Annotated in this window: 25 protein-coding genes and 2 pseudogenes; 12 read left to right on the top strand and 15 right to left on the bottom strand. The window is 69.6% G+C overall.

The genetic code is table 11. The features are described 5' to 3' along the window. Positions 1-486: 486 nt before the first annotated feature. Positions 487-624 (top strand): annotated as a pseudogene (locus OG241_RS09935) (UDP pyrophosphate phosphatase); the annotation flags it as partial. Positions 625-744: 120 nt separating this feature from the next. Then, on the top strand, positions 745-924 hold the full coding sequence (locus OG241_RS09940; RefSeq protein ID WP_044472873.1) for a hypothetical protein: 180 nt from the start codon (positions 745-747) through the stop codon (positions 922-924). A gap of 104 nt (positions 925-1,028) precedes the next feature. Here the strand turns inward: OG241_RS09940 and OG241_RS09945 are convergent, their stop codons facing one another. Next, positions 1,029-1,772, bottom strand: coding sequence for an SDR family NAD(P)-dependent oxidoreductase (locus OG241_RS09945; RefSeq protein ID WP_405814830.1), 744 nt, complete (start codon positions 1,770-1,772; stop codon positions 1,029-1,031). A 56-nt stretch (positions 1,773-1,828) separates the two neighbouring features. Beyond that, a pseudogene (locus OG241_RS09950) lies at positions 1,829-2,211 on the bottom strand (DUF4291 family protein). Between the two features lie 419 nt (positions 2,212-2,630). Between OG241_RS09950 and OG241_RS09955 the strand changes: the two are divergent. Beyond that, complete coding sequence (locus OG241_RS09955) at positions 2,631-3,053, top strand: hypothetical protein (RefSeq protein ID WP_405814831.1); 423 nt, start codon at positions 2,631-2,633, stop codon at positions 3,051-3,053. 286 nt (positions 3,054-3,339) lie between these two features. On the opposite strand, the gene OG241_RS09960 is transcribed toward OG241_RS09955, so the two are convergent. Continuing rightward, a complete protein-coding gene (locus tag OG241_RS09960; protein WP_405814832.1) occupies positions 3,340-4,014 on the bottom strand; it encodes a hypothetical protein in 675 nt (224 codons plus the stop codon). Positions 4,015-4,581: 567 nt separating this feature from the next. Next, a complete protein-coding gene (locus tag OG241_RS09965) occupies positions 4,582-4,782 on the bottom strand; it encodes a hypothetical protein (protein ID WP_405814833.1) in 201 nt (66 codons plus the stop codon). Between the two features lie 212 nt (positions 4,783-4,994). Here OG241_RS09965 and OG241_RS09970 point away from each other — a divergent pair, with 212 nt between their 5' ends. After that, entirely contained in the window at positions 4,995-5,510 is a 516-nt protein-coding gene (locus OG241_RS09970) for a nuclear transport factor 2 family protein (RefSeq protein ID WP_405814834.1), read from the top strand. Positions 5,511-5,687: 177 nt separating this feature from the next. Further along, positions 5,688-7,262 (top strand): apolipoprotein N-acyltransferase, encoded by a 1,575-nt coding sequence (lnt, locus tag OG241_RS09975; RefSeq protein ID WP_405814836.1) that lies wholly within the window; start codon positions 5,688-5,690, stop codon positions 7,260-7,262. Here lnt and OG241_RS09980 read toward each other — a convergent pair. Continuing rightward, entirely contained in the window at positions 7,180-8,091 is a 912-nt protein-coding gene (locus OG241_RS09980) for a Gfo/Idh/MocA family protein (RefSeq protein ID WP_405826113.1), read from the bottom strand. The two genes, lnt and OG241_RS09980, sit on opposite strands and share 83 nt — an antisense overlap. A 130-nt stretch (positions 8,092-8,221) precedes the next feature. Between OG241_RS09980 and OG241_RS09985 the strand changes: the two genes are divergently transcribed. Together OG241_RS09985 and OG241_RS09990 are read left to right on the top strand one after the other, a co-directional pair. Beyond that, positions 8,222-8,740, top strand: a complete 519-nt coding sequence (locus tag OG241_RS09985; protein WP_405814837.1) for a DinB family protein — start codon at positions 8,222-8,224, stop codon at positions 8,738-8,740. A 193-nt stretch (positions 8,741-8,933) separates the two neighbouring features. Beyond that, positions 8,934-9,395, top strand: coding sequence for a hypothetical protein (locus OG241_RS09990; protein WP_405814839.1), 462 nt, complete (start codon positions 8,934-8,936; stop codon positions 9,393-9,395). Between the two features lie 127 nt (positions 9,396-9,522). Here OG241_RS09990 and OG241_RS09995 read toward each other — a convergent pair whose 3' ends face one another. The 7 genes from OG241_RS09995 to OG241_RS10025 all read right to left on the bottom strand — a co-directional run bounded on the left by OG241_RS09995 (position 9,523) and on the right by OG241_RS10025 (position 15,761). Next, positions 9,523-10,077: a hypothetical protein gene (locus tag OG241_RS09995; RefSeq protein WP_405814840.1), complete on the bottom strand. Its 555-nt coding sequence runs from the start codon at positions 10,075-10,077 to the stop codon at positions 9,523-9,525. 123 nt (positions 10,078-10,200) lie between these two features. Further along, complete coding sequence (gene ung, locus OG241_RS10000) at positions 10,201-10,884, bottom strand: uracil-DNA glycosylase (RefSeq protein ID WP_334591947.1); 684 nt, start codon at positions 10,882-10,884, stop codon at positions 10,201-10,203. Between the two features lie 117 nt (positions 10,885-11,001). Beyond that, on the bottom strand, positions 11,002-12,582 hold the full coding sequence (locus OG241_RS10005) for an ABC transporter substrate-binding protein (RefSeq protein WP_405814842.1): 1,581 nt from the start codon (positions 12,580-12,582) through the stop codon (positions 11,002-11,004). A gap of 330 nt (positions 12,583-12,912) precedes the next feature. Continuing rightward, entirely contained in the window at positions 12,913-13,671 is a 759-nt protein-coding gene (locus OG241_RS10010) for an SDR family oxidoreductase (protein WP_405814843.1), read from the bottom strand. Between the two features lie 18 nt (positions 13,672-13,689). Continuing rightward, positions 13,690-14,451, bottom strand: a complete 762-nt coding sequence (fabG, locus tag OG241_RS10015; protein WP_405814845.1) for a 3-oxoacyl-ACP reductase FabG — start codon at positions 14,449-14,451, stop codon at positions 13,690-13,692. A 138-nt stretch (positions 14,452-14,589) separates the two neighbouring features. Next, positions 14,590-14,973, bottom strand: a complete 384-nt coding sequence (locus OG241_RS10020; RefSeq protein WP_319294465.1) for a DUF3037 domain-containing protein — start codon at positions 14,971-14,973, stop codon at positions 14,590-14,592. Continuing rightward, positions 14,970-15,761: a HipA family kinase gene (locus OG241_RS10025; RefSeq protein ID WP_405814846.1), complete on the bottom strand. Its 792-nt coding sequence runs from the start codon at positions 15,759-15,761 to the stop codon at positions 14,970-14,972. Before OG241_RS10025 ends, OG241_RS10020 begins: the two co-directional genes overlap by 4 nt. Before the next feature lie 238 nt (positions 15,762-15,999). Between OG241_RS10025 and OG241_RS10030 the strand changes: the two genes are divergently transcribed. Next, positions 16,000-16,437 carry a Rieske (2Fe-2S) protein gene (locus OG241_RS10030; protein ID WP_405814848.1) on the top strand — a complete coding sequence of 146 codons (438 nt, stop codon included), beginning with the start codon at positions 16,000-16,002 and terminating at the stop codon, positions 16,435-16,437. A 3-nt stretch (positions 16,438-16,440) separates the two neighbouring features. Here the strand turns inward: OG241_RS10030 and OG241_RS10035 are convergent, their stop codons facing one another. Continuing rightward, positions 16,441-17,091: a cysteine hydrolase gene (locus OG241_RS10035; RefSeq protein WP_405814849.1), complete on the bottom strand. Its 651-nt coding sequence runs from the start codon at positions 17,089-17,091 to the stop codon at positions 16,441-16,443. Positions 17,092-17,212: 121 nt separating this feature from the next. Between OG241_RS10035 and OG241_RS10040 the strand changes: the two genes are divergently transcribed. Then, positions 17,213-17,680 carry a pyridoxamine 5'-phosphate oxidase family protein gene (locus OG241_RS10040; protein WP_405814850.1) on the top strand — a complete coding sequence of 156 codons (468 nt, stop codon included), beginning with the start codon at positions 17,213-17,215 and terminating at the stop codon, positions 17,678-17,680. Positions 17,681-17,894: 214 nt separating this feature from the next. Here OG241_RS10040 and OG241_RS10045 read toward each other — a convergent pair whose 3' ends face one another. Beyond that, positions 17,895-18,806: a LysR family transcriptional regulator gene (locus OG241_RS10045; RefSeq protein WP_405814851.1), complete on the bottom strand. Its 912-nt coding sequence runs from the start codon at positions 18,804-18,806 to the stop codon at positions 17,895-17,897. A 74-nt stretch (positions 18,807-18,880) separates the two neighbouring features. Between OG241_RS10045 and OG241_RS10050 the strand changes: the two genes are divergently transcribed. Beyond that, on the top strand, positions 18,881-19,903 hold the full coding sequence (locus tag OG241_RS10050; protein WP_405814852.1) for a DMT family transporter: 1,023 nt from the start codon (positions 18,881-18,883) through the stop codon (positions 19,901-19,903). A 41-nt stretch (positions 19,904-19,944) separates the two neighbouring features. Here OG241_RS10050 and OG241_RS10055 read toward each other — a convergent pair whose 3' ends face one another. Continuing rightward, the gene (locus OG241_RS10055) at positions 19,945-21,276 is read right to left on the bottom strand and encodes an aminotransferase class I/II-fold pyridoxal phosphate-dependent enzyme (RefSeq protein ID WP_405814853.1); all 1,332 of its coding nucleotides are present in this window, start codon (positions 21,274-21,276) and stop codon (positions 19,945-19,947) included. A 46-nt stretch (positions 21,277-21,322) separates the two neighbouring features. On the opposite strand from OG241_RS10055, the gene OG241_RS10060 reads away from it, so the two are divergent. Together OG241_RS10060 and OG241_RS10065 are read left to right on the top strand one after the other, a co-directional pair. Continuing rightward, positions 21,323-22,078: a pyridoxamine 5'-phosphate oxidase family protein gene (locus OG241_RS10060; RefSeq protein ID WP_405814855.1), complete on the top strand. Its 756-nt coding sequence runs from the start codon at positions 21,323-21,325 to the stop codon at positions 22,076-22,078. Between the two features lie 5 nt (positions 22,079-22,083). After that, on the top strand, positions 22,084-22,716 hold the full coding sequence (locus OG241_RS10065; protein ID WP_405814856.1) for an FMN-binding negative transcriptional regulator: 633 nt from the start codon (positions 22,084-22,086) through the stop codon (positions 22,714-22,716). Positions 22,717-22,718: the final 2 nt, after the last annotated feature.

Below are 22,718 nucleotides of genomic sequence, written 5' to 3' on the forward strand. Positions count from 1 at the left end.
GCGGACGGCGCCGACACGGTCCTCGTCTGGAACGGACGGCGGGTATTCCGCCGGGCGAGAAGGAGGCTGCACCGGTCTTCTTCACTCCCCTTCCGGTAACGCCAGCGCTGTACCTTCCGACGCTGCCGCTCACGCCGCCGCCACGACGACAAGGCCGTCAACACCGTGTGCAGAGCCTCTGCGTCTAAACCCCAACTCCTCTGCCACAACCGCCGAGTCCTCGCGCTCGACCGCATCCCAGAAGGCGACGTCCGCCTCACCGTCAACGCCACCCACATGGCCACGAGGCCGCCGGCGTGGAAGGTCTCTACTCGCACCGTTACCCTGACCGTGGAGCAGGAGATTGCCGATTCGCTGCAAACCAGGTGGCTGCGCTTCGTGGCCGGCGAGGGAGAGCATTGGAAAGTGCCATCTCCCACCACTCTCGCACTCGATCTTGAAAAGCGGTGGAAAACAGCAGGTCAAAGCCGCTCAGGACCTCGACACTTGGCCTGGTTCATGAAATTCATTTCCACCAGGTCATTCATGCCGTTCGTCTACTACCGCGTAGCCCTCGGCATCGTGATCATCGCCCTGGTGGCGACGGGCGCCCTCAGCCCGCACGCGGCCGAGTCGTCAAGCTGACACGGCGAGCACCGGCGACCCGCGGCCGCGGCGGATGATCATCCGACCGTGACCAACCGCATACCGGACGAGTAGCCACTTGGTAGCGCAGTGTCAGTCCTTGCCCCTACGCTGGTGCGCATGTCCCCCGATTCCCTGGCCCCTGGTTCCGTGCGGTCTGCCGCTGTGCTGAACGAGCAGATCCGTGCGCTCTGGCTCCGTGCGGGCGGAACCCTGTCGGCCCAAGAGCGCGAGGAGTACGAGCTGTTGGTGGTCAAGTGGGCCGCTGCGATACGCGGCGAGATCATCGAGGCCGCCTGACCACGAGGTCCACGGGGGAGAGCAGGGCGCTCACCGGCGCCCCGCACAACTGTTCCCCTACGTCTCCTCCCCCGCCCCTCCCTGCCACGCAGCGTCACCGTACGTCATCGTCCACCCGACACCCGCAGCACCGCTCCCGTCGTGTACGAGGCCTCCGGGGACATCAACCAGGCGATGGCAGCCGCGACTTCCCCGGCCAGCCCCGGCCGGCGGAGCGGAATCGCCGGGGCCGCTCGCTGCGCCCGGCCCGGGTCGCCCATCGTCGCGTGCATCTCGGTGTCGATGATGCCCGGGGCCACCGCGTTGACGCGGATGCCGTCCGGGCCGAGTTCCTTCGCGAGGCCCATGGTGAGCGCGTCGATCGCCGCCTTGGTCGCCGCGTAGTGCACATAGTCGCCAGGGCTGCCGAGAGTGGCAGCCGCGGAGGACACGTTCACGATGACGCCCGTTCCCCGCGCCGTCATGGAGAGCGCAGCCCGGCGCGAACACAGCAGCGTCCCCAGCAGGTTGACCTCGACCACGCGCCGCAGATCGGCGGGGTCCGTGTCGGCGAGCCGTCCCAGCGGCCCGGTCACACCGGCGTTGTTCACCAGCCCCGTGACCGTCCCGAGCCGCTCCTCCACCGTGCCGAACAGCCGGTCCACGTCCGCCTCGACCGAGGTGTCGACCTGGACGGCCACACCCCGCGCTCCGGCCTCCCGCACCCCCGCCACGACCGACTCGGCGGCCCGGGCGTCCCGCACATACCCCACCGCGACGTCATGCCCGTGCGCCGCGAGCCGCAGACAGACCGCGGCACCGATCCCCCGACCGCCCCCGGTGACCACCGTGACCGACGACCCGCTCATGGACGTACCTCCGTATCGCGTGCTCCGCACCAGGTCCTCTACGTCCTCCACGTCCTCTACGGTCGCAGGTGGGCGAGCACGTCCTCGTCGAGGGGATACGGCAGCTCCACCGGCAACAGCCCGGCCGCGCCGCCCAGTTCACCCGCCCGCACGAGCCCGTGAACCTCGGCGGCGAGCGGCGTGTCGTCCTCGATCCCGACGACCCACTCGTCGGCGTATCGCGCCGCCGCCTCACCCGAGAGCCCCAACTGCAGGGACCGGTAGGGCAAGTGGGAGAGCCGGAGGTCACGCTCGGGTTCCCACTGCACCCGCGTCGGCGCCCGCCTCAGCTGCCGCTTCCAGGCGCCCTGGTCCTCGTGCAGCTCGGGAACGTGTGCGACAGACACGCGTTCCGCAGCGCCCAGAGGAAGCCCTCCCGGCTGATCTCGACCGCCGGCACGGTCTCCTGCCCTTCCTTGGTGCCCCATCCGCAGCGTTACATCATCCAGGTGAAAGAAAGACGGTTTATCCATGTCAAGCCTCGTTCACAGGCTCTTCCAACGGGCGACCGTCGCACCTGTCACTCAGCGCGCCGCTCAAAGGTCATCCAGGCTGTCTCCCTGAATGTGCGGATACGACTACCGTGCGGGTTGGGGCAGTTGAGAAGATCAGGACATGGCGCCATCCAACGAACACGCCCGCGCTGGCTGGCCGTTCCCTGAGATCAGCGAACCATGCTTGGTAGTCCGCGGCGAGCGGCGCGATCTCTTCGCCATAGCGGGCACGCACATACACGGCAGACCCACGCCCGTCGCGGTCTACAGCATCACGCCCTTCGCCCGTCGCACACTCATGCGCTCACGCTTCCCCGTACACGCGATGGCTTTCCACCCCAGGCTCCCCATCCTCGCGGTCGGCACCGGACAGTACGACGGTGGCTATTTTTTCGAGGGCGAGCTGCTGCTTCTGCACTTGAAGACCGGGATGGTCGCTTCTCTCATCGAGGACGATTTCGGCCGTCAAGTGCTGGGCCTGGAGTGGCTCGACGAACAGTCGCTCCGTGTCCTCATGGCGCCGCCCGACGACTGGCAGGACGAAACGGCACACGAGGAGGGACACGTGGCCGTTGTGAACCGCCCCGACTGGACCGCCGTCCCTGCCAGGTCGCTCAACGGTCGGGATCTCGCTGGGCCACGGGCACCTGCCCCTCGTCCCGACATCCCCGAAGCGGTGCGGCAGGCGGCCGCCGAACTTCGGTCGATCCTGGGAACCCGACTGGGCGCCCGCTCGGAAGACCTCTGAGGAGGCAACTGCCGCTGCCGGCCCGAAGCGTCTCGAAAACGACAGGAGTCTGTAGACAACCTGATGGGGAATCGGTGGCCACGCTGAAAGAGCTCACCCTCAGCACGAGGTACCGACAACTCGACAGATGGGCCGCACACGGACTCGTCACCAAGACCGGCCCCGCCAGCGGAAATACGTTAACTACCCGACCTTGGGTCAAGGCCCGGATCCGTGTCTCCCTGGCCTCCTGACAGACGTACGAGGGCCGGACCGGCCGGACCCCCGTACGCGCTTGGCGCCGCTCCTAGGCGTAGAACGGGCCCGGAGCGCTCCAGGTCGACGTCCCGAAGACGTTCGCGTCGTCGATGGTGACGTTGACGTTGGTGACCTTGAGCCCGTACTGGGTCGCGGTCATCCCGTCGGGGCAGTTCACCTCTACAGCCGGATAGTTGAGGAAGAAGTACGGCCCGAAGTCCCGGTCGGAGTAACTTCGGAACTGGGAGACGACCCACCTGGCGTCCGTCTCGTAGTACACCGGCGACAGCGGAGTCTGCTCGGTGCTCACCACGAAGCTCGTGCCGTGGTCGAATGTGCCGTCGGCCCGCAGGCAGCCGAAGGTGCGTGCGGTGTCCGCGTACGCCGTGAAGTAGCCGCCGACGCTGTCCAGTCCCGCCAGATAGCCGGGCTGGCTCCGCACGTTGTGCAGGGTGACGCCCAGGCTGAAGCCGCCGCAGCCAGGTGTCGGATCGTAGTCGTGGTAAGTGAGCAGGCACTTGCGGTCGCCGAAGTAGGCGGTGGGATCCGGATTGTAGGGCTGTGGCACCTTGGCCCCGTAGAAATTCACGGTCGCCGATATACCTCCGGCGCTCGGCGCCGGGATCTCGACGCTGGTCGTGGCCTGGGCGGCGCCTGGCCCGGCCAGGACGAGAACGGCCCCCGCGAACAACGCGAGAGCCAGGTGGCCCAGCACTCTGGGCACGCGTATCTTCCCCATGTGAAATGTCCCCCCTCGTGCGCGTGGTGCACACACATGAACAGTGGCAGTTTCACGCTAACGCCCTTCGGATCCCGCACCCGGCAAACAGCTTGACGCTCACAAACGGAACGTAAGACCTGGAACTCCCAACAAAGTGGCCCTGAAATGTGGGTAGTTGTCCTGCTGTTGATCCGTGCACGAGGAAGGGTCAGCAGCCGCCCGGGTGCTGATACAGGGGCGCCGGTGCGGGAGGAGCCTGGCCAGGACCCGGTTTCCGATGACGCCGGTGGTGTCGACGCCCGGGGCGCCGGGCGTGATGACGTCGGCGGCCTGGACCACGAGGGCACGGGCAGTTTGGATGGCTGTGGTGAAGCCGCAACGGTCCGGGGCGATGCCCGGCCGGGACTCGGCGGCCTCCACCATTACGGTCCGAAGCGCCTGGTAGAGGGCGAGCAGCGCCCACACCTCCTGCTCGACTCCGACCGGGTCGCCTGAACGCAGGACCCGACCGTCCGTGATCGTGTGACGGAGAGCGAAGTACGCCGACTGGTGTTCCCATCACCGATTCGTTCACAGAAGTCCGGCGACCTGCCGAAGCTTTGCGCGGTCGTCCGGGCTGATCAGGCCCTCCGGCAGCATCGCCACCACATTCGCATGTTGCGCGAACACGGCCCTGCACTGCTCACGCTCGGGATGATCACTGTCGCTGCCGAACCACAGCGCCATGGCCTCGTTGCCGGAATCGATGGGCCTTGAGTAGTCGGCGACCATGACCAGTCGATTCAGTAGTCCGACCCGCTCAGGAACCTGCGAGTCGCGTGCCGGGGGCGTACGCGGAACTTGGGTTCCTGGGTGTGCGGGAGGCCCGAAAGGCCGATTGTCTGATCGTTCACGCGACCAGCTTCGGGGCCGGACACGCCCGCCGGCCACCGAATATCCGCGTCTCCCTTGGCTGCGCCCGCCCCGTGCCCAACACTGAGCCGATGACGCAGCGTGTGGAGCTCGCGACCGTGATGGACCGGCTCTCCCTCGACGGACTCGTCACCGCGTACGCGGTGGCGGTGGACGACGGCGACTGGGAGACGTACGTGGAACTGTTCGCGTCGGACGGACGGGCCGACTACCGTTCGGCCGGCGGCATCGAGGGCGACGCCCGGCAGATCGCCGGGTGGCTCAGGAAGAGCATGGAACTGTTTCCGATGCGGCAGCATCTGATCGTCAACCGCCGGGTCGGCTTCGGCATCCTGGAGCAGGACACCGGCGACACGGCCCGCGTCCAGGCGGACTACGTCAATCCCATGCGCCTCGCGGACCACGACGGCCAAGGCGGCTCCACCGCACCCGACTTCGTGTGCGGGGGCCGCTACGACTTCGGGCTGATCCGTACGGGAGACGGCTGGCGGTTGCGCGAGGTGGTCGTGCGGGAGAAGTGGCGCCGCATGCCGACGCCGCACCAGGAACCGGCCACCGAACGCGCCGGCGAACCCGTCCCCGACTGATCACCGCACCCCGCGCCCGGACCAGCCGCCGTACGCCGTACGAGGAATCCACCGTTCCTGGCCGGAGTCCTGCTGGTCCGAGATCGTCCGCACCGCGCACACTGGACACACGTAAGGGGTGATCGACCGGGTAGTTGACCCGGTGAGACCGGGGAACCGACTGGTAGGAGGCGCCGTATGAAACTGCCCGGCCACTGGCTCGCCTCCCCGTGGCGGCGTTCCGTCGTCGCCGCACTTGCCGGTGCCCTGCCGATGCTCGCGTTCCCGGCGCCGGCCCTGTGGTGGTTCGCGTACGTCGCGCTCGTGCCCTGGATCCTGCTCGTCCGGTCCGCGCCCACCGGCAAACGCGCGGCGTACGACGGCTGGTTCGGCGGGCTCGGGTTCATGGTGGCGGTGCACCACTGGCTGCTGCCGAGCCTGACCGTGTTCATCTTCGTCCTCGCGGCGCTGCTCGGCGTGCTGTGGGCACCCTGGGGCCTGCTCGTCCACCGGTTCCTGGCGGGCCGACCCTCGGCCGGGCGGATCGCCGCCGGGCTCGTCGTCCTGCCGTCGGCGTGGCTCATGGTCGAGCTGGTCCGCTCGTGGCAGGGGCTGGGCGGCCCCTGGGGCATGATCGGATCCAGCCAGTGGCAGGTGGAGCCCGCGCTGCGGCTGGCCTCGGTCGGCGGGGTGTGGCTGCTCAGCTTCCTGGTGGTGACCGTGAACGTGGCGGTCGCCGTGCTGGTCGCGGTGCGCGCGTCCCGGGTTCCGGCCGTGGCCGGGCTCGTCGCCACCGCCGCCGTGACCTCCGCGGCCTGGATGTGGTCACCGCGTCCGGAGGCGGACGGCCGGGTACGGATCGCCGTCGTACAGCCGGGCATCGTCGACGGTGCGGACAGCGCCGGGAAACGTTTCGCGCTCGAAGAGGCACTCACCCGCAAGCTGGCCGGGCAGGACGTGGATCTGGTCGTCTGGGGCGAGAGCAGCGTCGGCTACGACCTCGCCGACCGCCCCGACCTGGCGAAACGGCTCGCGTCGCTCTCGCGCGCGACCGGCACCGACATTCTCGTCAACGTGGACGCCAGGCGCTCCGACCGGCCCGGCATCTACAAGAGTTCGGTGCTCGTCGGACCGGACGGCCCCACCGGCGACCGGTACGACAAGATGCGGCTCGTGCCCTTCGGTGAGTACATTCCGGCGCGTTCGCTGCTGGGCTGGGCCACCTCTGTCGGCAAGGCGGCGGGCGAGGACCGCAAACGCGGCACCGAGCAGGTGGTGATGAACGTCGGGCACGGGCTGCGTATCGGGCCCATGGTCTGCTTCGAGTCCGCGTTCCCGGACATGAGCCGCCATCTCGCCCAGGACGGCGCCGAGTTGCTCGTCGCACAGTCGTCGACCTCGTCGTTCCAGCACAGCTGGGCCCCCGAGCAGCACGCGTCGATCGCGGCCCTGCGTGCCGCCGAGACCGGTCGGCCCATGGTCCACGCCACGCTGACCGGAGTCTCCGCCGTCTACGGTCCGAGCGGCGAACGCGTCGGCTCCTGGCTCGGCACCGACGCGAGCACCTCGGCGGTGTACGACGTACCGCTGGCCCGGGGTGTCACACCGTACGTCCGCTTCGGTGACTGGGCGGTGCACGCGGCTGTCCTCGTCCTCGTTGTCCTGGGTGCCGTCGAGGGCCTGGGCCTGCTCAGGCGGCGTCGGTCCGCTCCCCCACCGCTCGTACCACCCGTTCGCACAGCTCATGAGTCGCCAGTGCGTCCCGGGCGCTGAGCACCTTGCCCGCGCGCACCGCGTCGAGGAAGGCGAGCACCGCCTGTTCGATTCCGCGCTGCCGCGCCACCGGCACCCAGTCGCCGCGCCGCCGTACGGTCGGCTGCCCCTTGTGGTCGATCACCTCGGCGAGGTTGATCACCTGGCGCTTGGTGTCCTGCCCGGACACCTCGAGGATCTCCTCGGCCGAGCCACTGAGCCGGTTCATCACGCCGAGCGCGGTGAAGCCGTCCCCGGCGAGCTGGAGCACCACATGGTGCAGCAGGCCGCCCTCGGTGCGGGCGCGCACGGTCACGTCGTCGATCGGGCCCGGCACCAGGAACCGCAGCGTGTCCACGACATGGATGAAGTCGTCGAGGATCATCGCGCGGGGTTCCTCGGGCAGTCCGATGCGGTTCTTCTGCATCAGGATCAGCTCACGCGGGTGGTCGGCGCACTGGGTGTACCCGGGTGCGAAGCGCCGGTTGAACCCGACGGCGAGCGAGACGCCGCGCTCCTCCGCCAGCCTCACCAGCCGCTCCGACTCGGCGAGTTCGTACGCGAGCGGCTTGTCGACATAGGTCGGCACGCCAGCCTCCAGCAGCCTGGTCACGATCTCCGCGTGCACGACGGTGGGCGCGTGCACGAAGGCCGCGTCGAGGCCCTGGGCGATCAGCTCGTCGAGGCCGGTGTGCCGCTGCCCGGCCGGCAGACGCAGGCCGTCGGCGACGCGGGCGAGTGTCGTGGGTGTCCGTGTGTGCAGATGCAGTTCGACCTCGGGCAGCGCGCCCAGCACCGGCAGATAGGCTTTCCGCGCGATGTCACCGAGTCCGATGCAGCCGACCTTCACGGGGGTCTCCTTCAGTGGTTGCCCTGCCGGGGTCATCCCGGAAGCATACGGCCGCCGGAGGCTTCGCAGGCAGGCCGATCCCGGCGGAAAACACATGGTGGAGGCGGTCTCGGTGAGCGATCATGCCTGCATGACGACACAGGTCCCGCGCAGCGAGCCCGCCCTGAACGCCGACGAACGCACCATGCTGGAGGGCTGGCTGGACTACCACCGGCAGACCCTGGCGTGGAAGTGCGAAGGGCTGACCGACGCCCAGCTCAGGACGGCATCGGTCGAACCCTCCGAGCTCTCCCTGATGGGCCTGGTACGACACATGGCGGAGGTCGAGCGCGGCTGGTTCCGCAAGGTCCTCGTGGCCGAGGCCGCAGGCCCGATCTACTACAGCGAGGAGGACCCGGACGGCGAGTTCCACCTGACCGAGGCGGACACCTGGGAGGAGGCGTACGCCACCTGGCAGGCCGAGATCGGGATCGCCCGGAAGAACGCCGCCGGATTCGGTCTCGACGACTTCTCGAAAGGCAGGAACCGGCGCGGTGACGAACCGTTCAACCTGCGTTGGATCTACACGCACATGATCGAGGAGTACGCCCGCCACAACGGCCACGCCGACCTGCTCCGCGAGCGGGTCGACGGAACGACCGGCGACTGAGGCCGTCCGGCGGAGAGGCGCGCGTCAGCTGGTGCCCACGGCCGTCAGCCGGGACCCCCTCGCCCCCTCCGTAAGGGGCCGGAGATCACCCGTGTGGGGCATCCTCCGGTCGTCCACGGTTCCGAATCGGGCCGGACACAGCAGAGTTGCGCGGGTGCATCGAACGACGACCACCGCAACGCTCCTGGTAACTGTGGCTGTCACGGCCCTCTCCGGCTGCGTCACGATCCAGCACCCGACCGCTCCCGGCCCGTTCCCGGCGCCGTCCCAGCCGTCGGTGCCCCGTCCGGACGGCCGGGCCGAACCCCAGATCGTGCAGGCCCCCGCGCGGGAGGCACTGGAGCTCATCGGCCCCGACCGCAAGCCGCCTCAGGCCCCGCGGACACCGCGGGCCGTGGACGAGCCATACCGCCCGGCCGGAGCGGCGCCCGCGCCGCCACCGGCTGCCGCTCCGGCGCCGCCGCCCCGCCGGACCAAGCCGAAGAAGCGCCCGCCGAAGCCGCAGCGCCGCCACACCCAGCCCCGTGTCGAACTCCCCGAGTTGTCCCGCCCGGTACGCGAGAACACGGACGTGTGCGCCCTCGGCAGGAAGTACGGCGGCTGGGGCAAGGACAGCCCCCAGACGGTCATCTGCAGGGAGGCGTACGGGCGTTGAGCGCGCAGGGGCCTGCCCGGAGCTCAGTCGAGCGGCCCGGGCGGAACTGCTGGTCCGGGCAGGACCGCTGGCCCGGGCAGGACCGCTCACGGGAAGACACTTCCCGGAGCCGTCCGGGCCCCCTCCCTCAGGGCCGCTGTCGCGGCGGCCCCCAGGAATCCCCTTCCGGTCCCCCGGCGGAGTCCCCCTCCCCCAGCCGCAACTCCAGCCGACCGATGGCCGCCCTGACCCCGTCGCCGTAGCTGTCGTCGCCCAGGGCGTCGGCCGCGCCCCGGGCGCGGCGGATGTGGGTCCGGGCGGCGTCGGGGCGGTCCAGCTTCACGTAGTCGGCGGCGAGGTTCAGATGCAGCGACGGGTACAGGGCGCGCACCGCGAGGGCGCCCTCGTGCTGGACGACGTCGTGCTGGACGACCTCCGCGATCCGTTCGTCCGACAGCTCCTGCGCCGCCGACAACGCCCGGAGATCCCACGCCAGTTCGTCCGAGGCGTCGTCCTGCGTGTCGGCCATGTAGTGCGCCAGTGTGCAGCGGTGCAACGGGTCGCCGGCCGCGCCGATCTCCGCCCACAGCCCCAGGAGACGCCCCCGGGCCTCCTCGCGGTCACCGCCGTGATGCAACATGACGGCCTGTCCGATCCTGGTCATCATGGCATCCGGTGCCACCTGTTCCCGCCGCTCCGTCACCGCACCCTCCACCCTCGTCGGCTGTGCCCGTTGTCCTTCCCGACGCTAGCTCCAGGCGCTGACAATCACGGTCAGGCGGGCCGGTGCGGCACCGGCCCGGCGACACGGCTCACCGCTCCGGGTTCAGCCCAGGTCGGGAATCGTCCAGTCGACCGGCTCGTGTCCCTGCCCGGCCACCGCCTCGTTGATCTGGGTGAACGGGCGCGAACCGAAGAACTTCTTCGCCGACAGCGGCGACGGGTGCGCCCCCTTCACCACCACGTGCCGCTCCTCGTCGATCAGCGGGAGCTTCTTCTGCGCGTAGTTGCCCCACAGGACGAACACCGCCGGGTCGGGACGGTCGGCCACGGCCCGGATCACCGCGTCCGTGAACCTCTCCCAGCCCTTCCCCTTGTGCGAGTTGGCCTCGCCGGAACGGACCGTGAGCACCGCGTTGAGCAGCAGCACGCCCTGCTCGGCCCACGGCATCAGATAGCCGTTGTCGGGAACGGGCGTGCCCAGCTCCTCCTTCATCTCCTTGTAGATGTTGCGGAGAGAGGGCGGGGTCTTCACCCCGGGGCGGACCGAGAAGCACAGGCCGTGGCCCTGCCCCTCGCCGTGGTAGGGGTCCTGGCCGAGGATCAGGACCTTCACCTTGTCGTACGGCGTCGCGGCGAGCGCGGCGAACACCTCGTCGCGCGGAGGATAGACAGGGCCCTTCGCCCTCTCCTCCTCGACGAACTCGGTCAGCTCCTTGAAGTAGGGCTGCTGCAGCTCGTCACCCAGGACGCCGCGCCAGGACTCGGGCAGCATGGCGATGTCGGTCACGTGAACTTCCTCCGATGTGCGGTGCGTTCCACTCATCGAAGAACCTACCGGCGCCCACTGACAACGGGGCACCGCCGACGAACGCGGGCGCCGGCCGTGCTCCGGCCGCGGGCCCCGCTACCAGCTGGTCTTCCAGTACAGCTGCCACATCACCATCATCGTCGCCGGGTCGATGGACACCTCGGCGCCGCCGATCTCCTCGCTCGCCGCCACATGCTGCTTGCCCTGCCACAGCGGCAGCAGCCGGGCGTCGTCCAGGAGGATCTGCTGGGCCGCCTTGAACTGGTCGCCCACGGCCCCGCGGTCGCTCTCGCGGCGTGACTCGGGCAGCAGGACGCCGGTGATCTCCGGGGACTTGTACGGCGTACCGAGCGCGTTCTGCTCGCCCACGAAGGGGGCGATGAAGTTGTCGGCGTCGGGGAAGTCGGGGAACCAGCCGCGCCCGAACACCGGGTACTCGCCCTTCTGGTAGCCGTCCACATAGGTCTTCCAGGGGCGGCTCTCGAGCGTGACCGTGAACAGGCCGGAGGCCTCCAGCTGCCGCTTCAGCTCCTCGAAGGCCGGCTTGGTCTGGGAACCGTAGCGGTCGCTCGTGTACCAGAGGGTGAGCGGGACCCGTTCGGTGATGCCGTCCTCAAGGAGGATCTGTCGCGCCTTGGAGGAACTGGGATTGCCGAAGTCGTCGAAGAAGCCCGTGGTGTGGCCGACCAGACCCTTGGGGATCATGGAGTACAGCGGCTCGACGGTGTCCTTGTAGATGTTGTGGGCGAGCGCCGGGCGGTCGACGATCTGGGCGATCGCCTTGCGGACCGAGAGCTTGTTGGACCAGGGGTCCTTGGGGTTGAACACCAGGTAACTGATCTCGGTGGTGGCGTTCTCGACGAGTTGGAGCCCCTCCTCCTTCTCGTTGTCCTCGATGTCGACGATGTCGTCGGCGCTGAGACCTCGGTAGACGACGTCGATGGACTTGTCCCGGAGGGCGGCGGCCAACGCGGACGACTTCTGGAAGTAGCGGATGGTGACGGCGTCGTTTCTGGGGGACGCGATGCCCTTGTAGCGGTCGTTCTTGACGAGTACGGCCTTGTCGCCCTCGTCGTAGGACTCCAGGGTGTACGGCCCGGAGCCGCTGACCTTGCCGTCCTGGCGGAGGGCCTTCGCGGGGTACTCCTCGGGATCCACGATCGACATGGCGGGCGTGGAGAGCACGAAGGGGAAGGTCGCGTCGGCCTGGTTCAGGTGGAAGACGATCCCACGGTCGCCCTTCAGTTCGATCCGGTCGAGGCTGGTCAGCAGTCCGGCGGGGCCGCCGTTGACGTTGATCGTCCTGATCCGGTCGATGGAGTACTTGACCGCCTGCGCGTCCAGGTCGTGTCCGTCGGAGAACTTCAGACCCTCGCGCAGCTCACAGCTGTACACCGTGCTCGAACTGTCGGTGAACTCGCAGCTCTTGGCGGCGTCCGGCTTGGGCTCGGACCCGCCGGTGTCGAAGTTGAGCAGCGTCTGGTGCACGTTGCGGAACAGCTCCCACGAGTTGTCCCAGGAGGCGGCCGGATCCAGTGTGCTGGGCTCGCTGGTCGTCCCCACGACGATCGGCTTCCCCTCGTTGGAGGAGTCGGAGGAGAAGACTCCGCATCCGGCGACCATGGATATGGACGCGGCTGTCGCCAGCTGCCGCAGGCCCCGGTTCCGGTTGAACACGTGCACGCTCCTCGATCTGCCATACCAAGCCAACGGTCGGCAGACCATACCGCAGTGCCCCACCGGGTGGTCCAGCTTCTCGGCAGGCCACTTGATCAGCAGGTATCGGACGACACCGCCCTCGGGCCGCGTGACCTCGGGCGTCGACACCGAAGCATTTTCTGTCAGGTGACACGCATAAGTTTGCAGTGGTCGACATAAAGGCTTTTCGCCACGCATCTTCCGGTAAATGGCAAAGCCGACGTCAAAACCCGCTGCCCCACCACCCCCCGATTACGAAGGCGAGCGCCCGTCTTTCGACGAGCGCCCGCCCCACTCCGTACCGCTACGTCAGCTGTTGCCGGCCTTGAGGAAGATGCCTCCGTCGACCACGAGCGTCTGACCGGTGATCCAGTCGGCCTGGGACGAGGTCAGGAACGCGGCGGCGCCCCCGATGTCGGCGGGTACGCCGAGCCGGCCGAGCGGGTAGGCGGCGGCCGCCTCCTCTTCGCGGCCCTCGTAGAGCGACTGCGCGAACTTCGTCTTCACGACGGCCGGCGCGATCGAGTTGACCCGCACCCGGGGCGCGTACTCGTACGCCAGTTGCACGGTCAGGTTGTCCATCGCGGCCTTGCTGATGCCGTACGCGCCGATGAACGGCGAGGCTGAGAGGCCCGCGACGGACGTGATGTTGACGATCGCCCCGCCGTTGTCCTTCTGCCAGGCGTGCCAGGTCCTCTGAGCGAAGCCCAGCGCCGAGACGACGTTCGTCTCGAAGACCTTGCGTGCCACGTTGAGGTCGAGGTCGGCGATCGGCCCGAACACCGGGTTCGTACCGGCGTTGTTGACGAGGAAGTCGACGCGTCCGAACGCCTCGACGGTGCGCTCGACGGCGACGGCCTGGTGGGCCTCGTCGTGGGCCTTGCCGGCCACGCCGATGACCCGGTCGGCACCGAGTGCCTCGACGGCTTCCTTGAGCGCGTCCTCGTTGCGTCCTGTGATGCAGACCCGGTCACCGCGCGCGAGGAGCGCTTCCGCGATGCCGTAGCCGATGCCTCGGCTGGCGCCCGTGATGAGGGCGACCTTGCCCGAGAGTTCCACTGTGGTCATGTTCCTGTTCCCCGGCCTTTAGTCGAGCGGTCCGCCGGCGACGTACAGCACCTGGCCGGAGACGAATCCGGCGGCATCGTCGGTGAAGAAGGCGATCGCGTTGGAGATGTCGTCCGGGGTGCCGACGCGCTGCACCGGGATCTGGGTCGCGGCGGCGGCCTTGAAGTCCTCGAAGCCCATACCGACGCGCTCGGCGGTGGCGGCGGTCATGTCGGTGGCGATGAAGCCGGGGGCGACGGCGTTCGCGGTGACGCCGAACTTGCCGAGCTCGAGGGCGAGGGTCTTGGTGAAGCCCTGGAGACCGGCCTTGGCGGCGGAGTAGTTGACCTGGCCCCGGTTGCCCTGGGCGGAGGACGAGGACAGGTTGACGATCCGGCCGAACTTGGCGTCCACCATGTACTTCTGACAGGCCCTCGACATCAGGAAGGCGCCGCGCAGGTGCACGTTCATGACCGTGTCCCAGTCGGACACGCTCATCTTGAAGAGCAGGTTGTCGCGCAGGACACCCGCGTTGTTGACGAGGATCGTCGGTCCGCCCAGTTCCTCGGCGATGCGCGTGACCGCGGCCGCGACCTGCGCCTCGTCGGAGACGTCACAGCCGACGGCGATCGCCTTGCCACCGGCTGCGGTGATCTTCTCGACGGTGTCCTTGCACGCGGCCTCGTCGAGGTCGATCACCGCGACGGCGCGGCCCTCCGCCGCCAGTCGTACGGCGGTCGCGGCGCCGATGCCTCGCGCACCGCCGGTGACCACGGCGACCCGCTGCTCAGTGGTGGACATTGCTGGTTCTCCTCGCCCTTGAAAAGCCTGCGGTCCACGGTACGCCCTCAGGTGAGCGACCGCTTAGTACCTTCAGTACCCGTGACGCTAGAAGTCCTGGCACCCGGTGTCAACGGCATGTCACTGCGGTGTGAGCCATTACCTGACCAGCAGAGCCAGCAGTCGCTCCGTCTCGGCCATCGGATCGGCCGTGAGCCCCGTGTGCACAGGCCCCGGCTGGACCACGGTCGAGCGCGGCGCGATCAGCCAGCGAAAGCGCCGACCGGCATCGTCCAACCCTGCCTGACCTGCTGCTTCGCCGCCCGCACAGACCCCTTCCACGGCATGCAGCGCGGCCCGCACACCGGCCACGTCGGCCGCGGGGTCCAGCGCCCGCAGCTTGCCCTCGTCCAGATGCGTACGCGCCGCGACGAAGGACCTGGCGCGGCAGTACACCAGGACGCCGGCGTTGAAGCACTCGCCGCGCTCGATCCGCGGTACGACCCGCAGCAGCGCGTACTCGAAGACGTCCCGCTCGCTCACTTCTCCCCCTCGAAGCCCGTGACGCCCTTGACGCCCTTGACGCCCTTGAGCCGCTCGTGGATGACGGCGGCGCGCGCGAGAAGCGGCTCCGCGTAGGCCCGCCGGAGCGCGTCCGGCGAGTTGAACCCGGGTTCGTCCGCGAGCCACGCGTCGGGGATCTCCGCGGTCACCTCGGCGAGCAGTTCGGCGGTGACCAGCGGCGCAAGTTCGGCGGCGGCCGAGGCGATGTCAGGGCCGAAGCGGGCGAGCGCGTGCTCGGAGACGTCGTACGGCTTGGCGGCGGACGCCTGCACGCCGGGCCAGTTGTGGTGCCAGATCATCGTGGCGCCGTGGTCGATGAGCCACAGGTCGCCATGCCACATCAGCAGGTTGGGGTTGCGCCAGGACCGGTCGACGTTGTTGACGAGCGCGTCGAACCACACCACCCGCCCGGCGTCCTCGGCGCTCACCTCGAAGGCGAGGGGGTCAAAGCCGAGCGCCCCCGACAGGAAGTCCATGCCGAGGTTGGTGCCACCGCTCGACCTGAGCAGCCCCTGCACCTCCTGGTCGGGTTCACCGAGGCCCAGCACCGGGTCGAGGGCGACCGTCACCAGCCCGGGCACCCGCAGCCCCAGCCGGCGGGCCAGTTCACCACAGACGACCTCGGCGACGAGTGTCTTGCGGCCCTGTCCCGCGCCGGTGAACTTCATGACGTACGTCCCGAGATCGTCACCCTCGACGAGCCCCGGCAGCGAACCGCCCTCACGCAGAGGCGTGATGAAGCGGGTCGCGGTGACCTCTTTCAGCATTTTCCCAGGCCACCCAACTCTTCAACCTTGAATTCCGGAGCGTCTCGACCGACGTGCGGCCGGCCTCCGACCTCCGGCATGAAGGGAGCATAGTAACCAAGGGTGATGGCCGACGAGCTGTGTCGGCAACGAACGTACTGGCGCGTTCACGCCCTGATGCCGGGGCCGCCTGAACGGCGCGCGCGCAGGGTTCGTATCTTCGTACGGATCAGCAAACGCCTCCGAAAGGAATGTCAGCATGAGCAGCGCCTCGCTTCAGCCCGTATCGGGACCGGGTCGTCGTACGGTCATGGCGGCGGCCGGCGCGGCGGGGCTCGCCGTCGCGCTCACCGCGTGCGGCTCGGAGGACGACTCGTCCGACAAGGCAACCGAACAGGGCGCTGCCGCCGGCACCGCCCTCGCCAAGACCTCCGACATCCCGGAGGGCGGCGGCAAGATCTTCAAGGACCAGGGTGTGGTGGTCACCCAGCCGACGGCGGGCACCTACAAGGCGTTCTCGTCGAAGTGCACGCACGCGGGCTGCGCGGTGACGGGCATCACCAACGGCGTCATCACCTGCCCGTGCCACAACAGCGAGTTCTCGGTCGCGGACGGCAGCGTGAAGAAGGGCCCGGCGACCAAGGCACTGGCCGCCGAGTCGATCACCGTGTCCGGGGACTCCATCACACTCGCCTGACCATCACCCTCGCCGGGCGCGGCGAGGCCGCTTGAGACAGGCCAGCACCTCGTCGGTGGTCGCGACCGTGGCGACCAGCGCGAGGGTGTTGCGGATCATCGCGGGGGTGTAGTCGGAGGGCACCCCCGCGATGGCGTCCCTGGGGACGACGACGGTGTATCCACGGTTCACGGCGTCGAACACGGCGTTGGGAATCGCGACGTTGGCCGACACACCGGTCACGATCAGCGTGCGGCAGCCCAGGTTGCGCAGCAGGGCGTCGACGTCGGTGCCCTGGATCGGCGACAGGCCGTGCAGCCGCCGTACGACGAAGTCCTCGTCGGCGACCTCGATCGGCGGTGCGACGCGTACCGCGGTGGTGCCGGAGAGCTGCTGGACGGGGAGCCGTTCGGCGGCTCGGAACAGTCGGGCGTTGCGGTTGGCGCCTCGGCCGTCCGGACGCCGTTCGGCGATGGCGTGGACGACCTGGACCCCGGTGTCGTGGGCGGCCTCGACCAGTCTGGCAACCTGGCCAAGTGCCCCGGACGACCGTGCCTCCGCGGCGAGTTCGGGCAGGGCGCTGTCCGGACCGACGACGCCCTGCTGGCACTCGACGGTGAGCAGGACCGTGGTCGCGGGGTCGAGGAGTTCGCTGAGCTGTTCGTACGACGGCATGGCGCTCCCTGGTCGCGGACCATATGGACGGCCGAGGGAGAGTAACGCCCACCGCGTGCGGGCGGAAGGCAGCCCGATTTACTCTTCTGACGCGAGACAACAAGAGCAAGAGGGGGATCACATGACCGTGGCTCAGCGCCGAGGCCGGAAGATCATGATGACGCCGGGCGAGCTGGACGAGTTCCTGACGACCCAGCGCACCTGCCGGGTCGCCACCGTGTCGGCCGACGGCGCACCGCATGTGAGCACGTTGTGGTTCGCCTGGGACGGCGTCTCGATGTGGCTGTACTCGGTGGTCCGCAGCAAGCGCTGGACCGACCTGACCCGGAATCCGAAGGTCGCGATCGTCGTCGACACGGGCGAGGAGTACGACGAACTGCGCGGCGTCGAACTGTCCGGCACCGTCGAGTTCGTCGGCGAGTCGCCTCGCATCGGGGAACTGCGCGCCGAACTGGACGTCCCGGAAACGCTGTTCGCCCGCAAGAACTTCCGCCTCGACGAGATGCCCCACGACGGCCGACACGCCTGGATACGCCTGACCCCGGAAAAAACAATCTCCTGGGACTTCAGCAAACTGCCCCCGCAGTAACGGATGTTCGCCAGTAGCAACTCTTCTCCATACATTGGCGGTGCTCCTCCGGAACCGGCGGCACTTCTCCAGCGCTGGCGGTACTTCTCCAGCGCAGGCCCGCATTTCCAGCCCGTCCGGCGCTTGAGGACAAGGCCCCTTCAGGGCCGGAGGGGGGTCTGGGGGCGCAGCCCCCAGGACCGGGCCAGGCAAGAGCGGCGGGGGCAAGCCCCCGCTACGACGCACACTCCACCGCCCGCCCGACCACCCGCAACGCCCCCACCGCCGCCCGGATCGACGGCCGCCGATCCGCATCCGCACGCCACACCACATACACATGCCGACGCACACGCTGCCGCAGCGGGACGGTGACGACTCCCGCCGGCACGGGATGCCGGCCCAGCAACGGCGCAATGCACACCCCGAGCCCCGCCGCGACCAGCGCCAACTGCGTATGCGTCTCCGCCGCCCGGTGACCGACGCACGGCTCGACGCCCTTGGACCGCAGCGTGAACATCAGCCACTCGTGGCAGAACTCGCCCTCGCCCCACGTGATCCACTCGTCCTCGGCGAACTCCTCCAGGTCCACCTCGCCGCGGCCGGCGAGCGGATGGCCCACCGGCATCGCCACGTCCGCCGGGTCGTCGAGGATCGGCGCCTTCACCAGACCGTCGGGCAGCGGCATCGGCTTGTTGTACCAGTCCAGCACGATTGCCAGGTCGAGGTCCCCGCGCACCACCCCGGCGACGCCGGCCTCCGGTTCCAGCTCGCACGAGCGCAGCCGCAACCCGGGGTGCTCCGCGCGCAGGGCCGCGAGCGCGGCCGGGAACAGTCCGCGCGCGGCGGTCGGGAACGCCGAGAGCCGCAACTCACCCACCACCTGCCCACGCTGTGCCTCCAGGTCCGACTGGGCCAGCTCGACCTGGGACAGGATGCGCGCGGCGTGGTCCGCGAGCAGGCGTCCGGCGTCGGTGAGGCGCACGCCTCGCCCGTTCTTCGCGAGGAGCTGCTGCCCCACTTCCCGCTCCAGCTTGGACATCTGCTGCGAGACGGCCGACGTCGTCACATGCAGCCCCTCGGCCGCCCCGCTGACCGAGCCGTGCCGGGCGAGGGCGTCGAGGGTACGAAGGCGCTCCAGGTTCAACATGTAAGTGATTCTACGAGATGAGGCGAACACATACTCGCTTGTGCTACGAGATCGACTCCGGGATCGTGTCCTGCATGAGCCGCCTCACCACTCCGGATCCCACAACACCGGCACCTCCGCCGGACCCCTCACCCACGCACACGTCCACCTCCGCCGCCCCCTCCATCTCAGCCTCCACCCGCGGCCACCACCGCTCCACCCTCGACTGGCGCGTCCGCTTCGGCGTGCTGTCCCTGATCTGGGGCTTCAGCTTCCTGCTGATCAAGGTCGGTACGCAGGGATTCGAGCCGTTCCAGGTCACCTTCGGCCGGCTGCTGTTCGGTACGGCGGTCCTGGCGGCGGCGTTGGTGGTGAAGCGGGAGCGGCTGCCGCGCGGCGCACGCACATGGGGGCATCTCGCGGTGGCCGCGTTCCTGCTGAACGCGCTGCCGTTCTCGCTGTTCGCGTACGCGGAGCTGACGATCCCGTCCACCCTGGCCGGTATCTGCAACGCGACCTCGCCCCTGTGGGGCATGGCCCTGTCCCTGGTCGCACTCTCGGAGGACCGGCCCACGCGGGTGCGGGTGGCCGGTCTCGGCCTGGGCTTCCTGGGCGTACTGACCGTGCTGGGCGCCTGGCAGGGCTTCCACGGACTGGACGCGACGGGCACGGCACTGGCGCTCCTCGCCTCGCTCAGCTATCCGGTCGGCTGGATCTACGTCCGCCGCACGCTGGCGGGGTCGACCCACTCCCATCTGTCGCTCAGCGGCGCCCAGCTGCTGCTGGCCACCCTTCAGCTGGCCGTGGTGACACCGCTGTTCACCGAGATACCCGACCGTCTCCCGGTCGGGCCGCTGCTCGCGATCGTCGCCCTCGGCTCGCTGGGCACTGGGTTCGCGATGCTGCTGCAGTACGGCCTGGTCGCCGAGACGGGGCCGACGACCGCCCAGATGGTCACGTACTTCATCCCGGTCATCGCCACGGTCGCGGGCGTCACCTTGCTCGGCGAGACCCTGGCCTGGTCGACACCGGTGGGCGCGGTGGTGGTCCTGGCCGGAGCGGCGCTCACCCAGGCCACACCCGGCCGCCGCCGTCGCCGGGCCGAGCCTCAGTCATGAGTCGGCGCGCCCAGCACAGCACTGACCTGGCCTGATCCGCATCAGGCGTAGGTCCGTGCCTGCGCCGGTCTCACAGCGGCGGCGATGGCGTCCGCCAGCGGACCCGTCTCCTGCGGGGTCAGTGTCGCAACCGTCACCCGGATCCCGGAAGGCGCGTTCATCCGGAAGCGCGCGCCGGGGGCGACGGCCCAGCCGGCATGCAGCAGCCGGGCGACCGCGCCGGTCTCGTCCGGCACGGGGATCCACACGTTGAGTCCACTGCGCCCGTGGGCCGCGACCCCGCGCCGCGCCAGCGCGTCGATCAGCGCGTCCCGGCGCCGCCCGTAGGCCGAGGCGACCGCGCGCGCGTCCAGCGCGCCGTCGGCCCACAGTCGCACGACGGCCCGTTGCAGCAGCCGGCTCACCCAGCCCGGCCCGAGCCGCTGCCGCCCCAGGACCCGGTCCACGGTGACGGCGTCCCCGGTGAGCACGGCGAGGCGCAGATCAGGGCCGTAGGCCTTCGCGACCGAGCGGACGAACGCCCAGTGCCGGGTGGCCCCGGCCAGCGGGTGGAGGGGCTGCTCGACGATCCGGTAGCCGTGGTCGTCCTCGATGAGCAGCGTCTCCGGGTGCTCCCGGAGCACGGAACGCAGCGCACGCGCGCGCGTGGCACTCAGCACGGCCCCGGTCGGATTCTGCGCCCGGTCGGTGACGATCAGCGCCCGCGCCCCGGCCGCCAGCGCCTGCCGTACGTCCTCGGCGATCGGACCCTCGTCGTCGACGCCCACCGGGACCATGCGCAGCCCGAGTGCCGGCACGAGGTCCAGCAGCCCACCCCACCCGGGATCCTCGACGGCCACCGTGTCACCGGGTTTGAGGTGTACGGCGATGACGCGTTCGATGCCGTCCAGCGCGCTGGAGGTGACGGCGAGAGGCCCGTCCGGCACACCGTCGGCGTCGAGGTCGGCGCGGGCGATCCGGGCCAACTCCGGTTCGACGATGGCGTCTCCGTAGAGCACCGGCGCACGGTCGCCCTGCTCGCCCGCGGCCGCGAACGCCGCCGCCAGTGACGGCAGCAGCGCGGGATCGGGGTTCCCGTGCGCCACGTCCCGCACACCCGTCGGCACCTCCACCCGGATGTACTCGCGCCCGGTGGTGGCCGGCTTGGAGCGCACCCGGCTGCCGCGTCGCCCATGGGTCTCGATGACCCCCCGGTCACGCAGGGTCCGATAGGCGGCGGCGACGGTGTTCGGATTCACGCCGAGCCGCTCCGCCAACTCCCGCATGGGTGGCAGCAGTTGCCCGGGCTCCAGCTCGCCGGCACCCACCGCGCGTTCGACGCTCGCGGAAATCTCTGCTGCGCCTCGACCTTTGATCGGATATTCTCCTAGCACAACAGAGATTATGCACTAGTGCAATCAAACCCGCAAGGAGACGACGATGCCGGGGACCACACAGGACGCACGGGACACGCAGGGCGCGCGGGACGCCATACAGGGAGCGGCACCGCAGGGAGTCGCCGAGCCCTCCCCCCAACCACCCGCCGACACCTACGCCCCGACCGACCGCACGGTCCCCACGCGCTCTCCCGGCCGGGCTTCGTACGACAAGGAGTCGGTGCACGCGATCCTCGACGAGGGATACGTCTGCCACCTCGGGTTCGTCCGGGACGGCGCGCCGATCGTCCTGCCGACGCTGTACGGACGGGTGGGCGAGCGCCTCTACGTGCACGGGTCGACGGGCTCGCGCCCGTTGCGGATGACGGGCCAGGCCGACCCGGGCCTCCCGGTGTGCCTGACGGTCACACATGTGGACGCGCTGATCCTGGCCCGGTCCGCCTTCCACCACTCGATCAACTACCGCTCGGTGGTGGTCCATGGCATCGCCCACCAGGTGACGGACCCCGACGAGAAGCGCATGGCCCTGGACGCCCTGGTCGACCACGTCGTGGCCGGCCGCTCCGCGGACTCGCGCCCCGCCAACACCAAGGAACTGGCCGCCACCGCCGTGATCCGCGTCGACCTCGACGAGGTCTCCGCGAAGGTGCGCACGGGCGGGGTGAACGACGAGCCGGAGGACCTCGCGCTCCCCCACTGGGCCGGCGTGGTCCCCCTGCGCAAGGGCTACGAAACCCCGGTCGACGACGCGGAGTTGACGCCCGGCATCCAGCTCCCGGCCTACCTCACGGCCGGTTGATCCGGATGCTGGTCCACCCCTGGGACGCACCGCGCGACGACGCGGAATGGCAACAGTGGCTGTCCGCGCACGACTTCGGCCAGCTCGCCGTCAACGGCCTTCCGGGCGAGGCGCCGTACGTCCAGCCACTGCACTTCGCGTACGACGCCGAGCGCGCCGAGGCCGTCACCCATCTGGCTCGCCCGAATCCTCTCTGGCCCGCGCTGGAGAGGAACCCGGTCGTCCTGCTCAGTTTGGTCGACGACTACACGTTCATCCCCGGACCGTGGCAGGCCGCGCCGGACGGTCCGTCCGAGCACGGGACGCCGACGAGCTTCTACGCGGCGGTGCAACTCCGCTGCACCGCCCACGTCGTGGACGACCCGGCGGAGAAGGCCGCCCTGCTCAACCGCCAGCTGGGCCACTTCCAGCCGGAAGGCGGCTCGGCGCGAGTGGCGGTGGGCGAGGACCCGTTCGGGCGGATGCTCGCCGGTATCCGTGGCATCAGGCTCGAAGTGACGGACGTACAGGCGAAGTTCAAGTACGCCGAGAAGAAGCCGACGGAGGTCCAGGACCGTATCGCCGCCGGGCTCGCGGCGCGGGGCGGCCCAGGGGACGCGGACGCACTGAGGGTTCAGCGGCGCAGGCGGGGGCTGTAGCG

Source organism: Streptomyces sp. NBC_01390, from assembly GCF_045040105.1.
GTDB lineage: Bacteria > Actinomycetota > Actinomycetes > Streptomycetales > Streptomycetaceae > Streptomyces.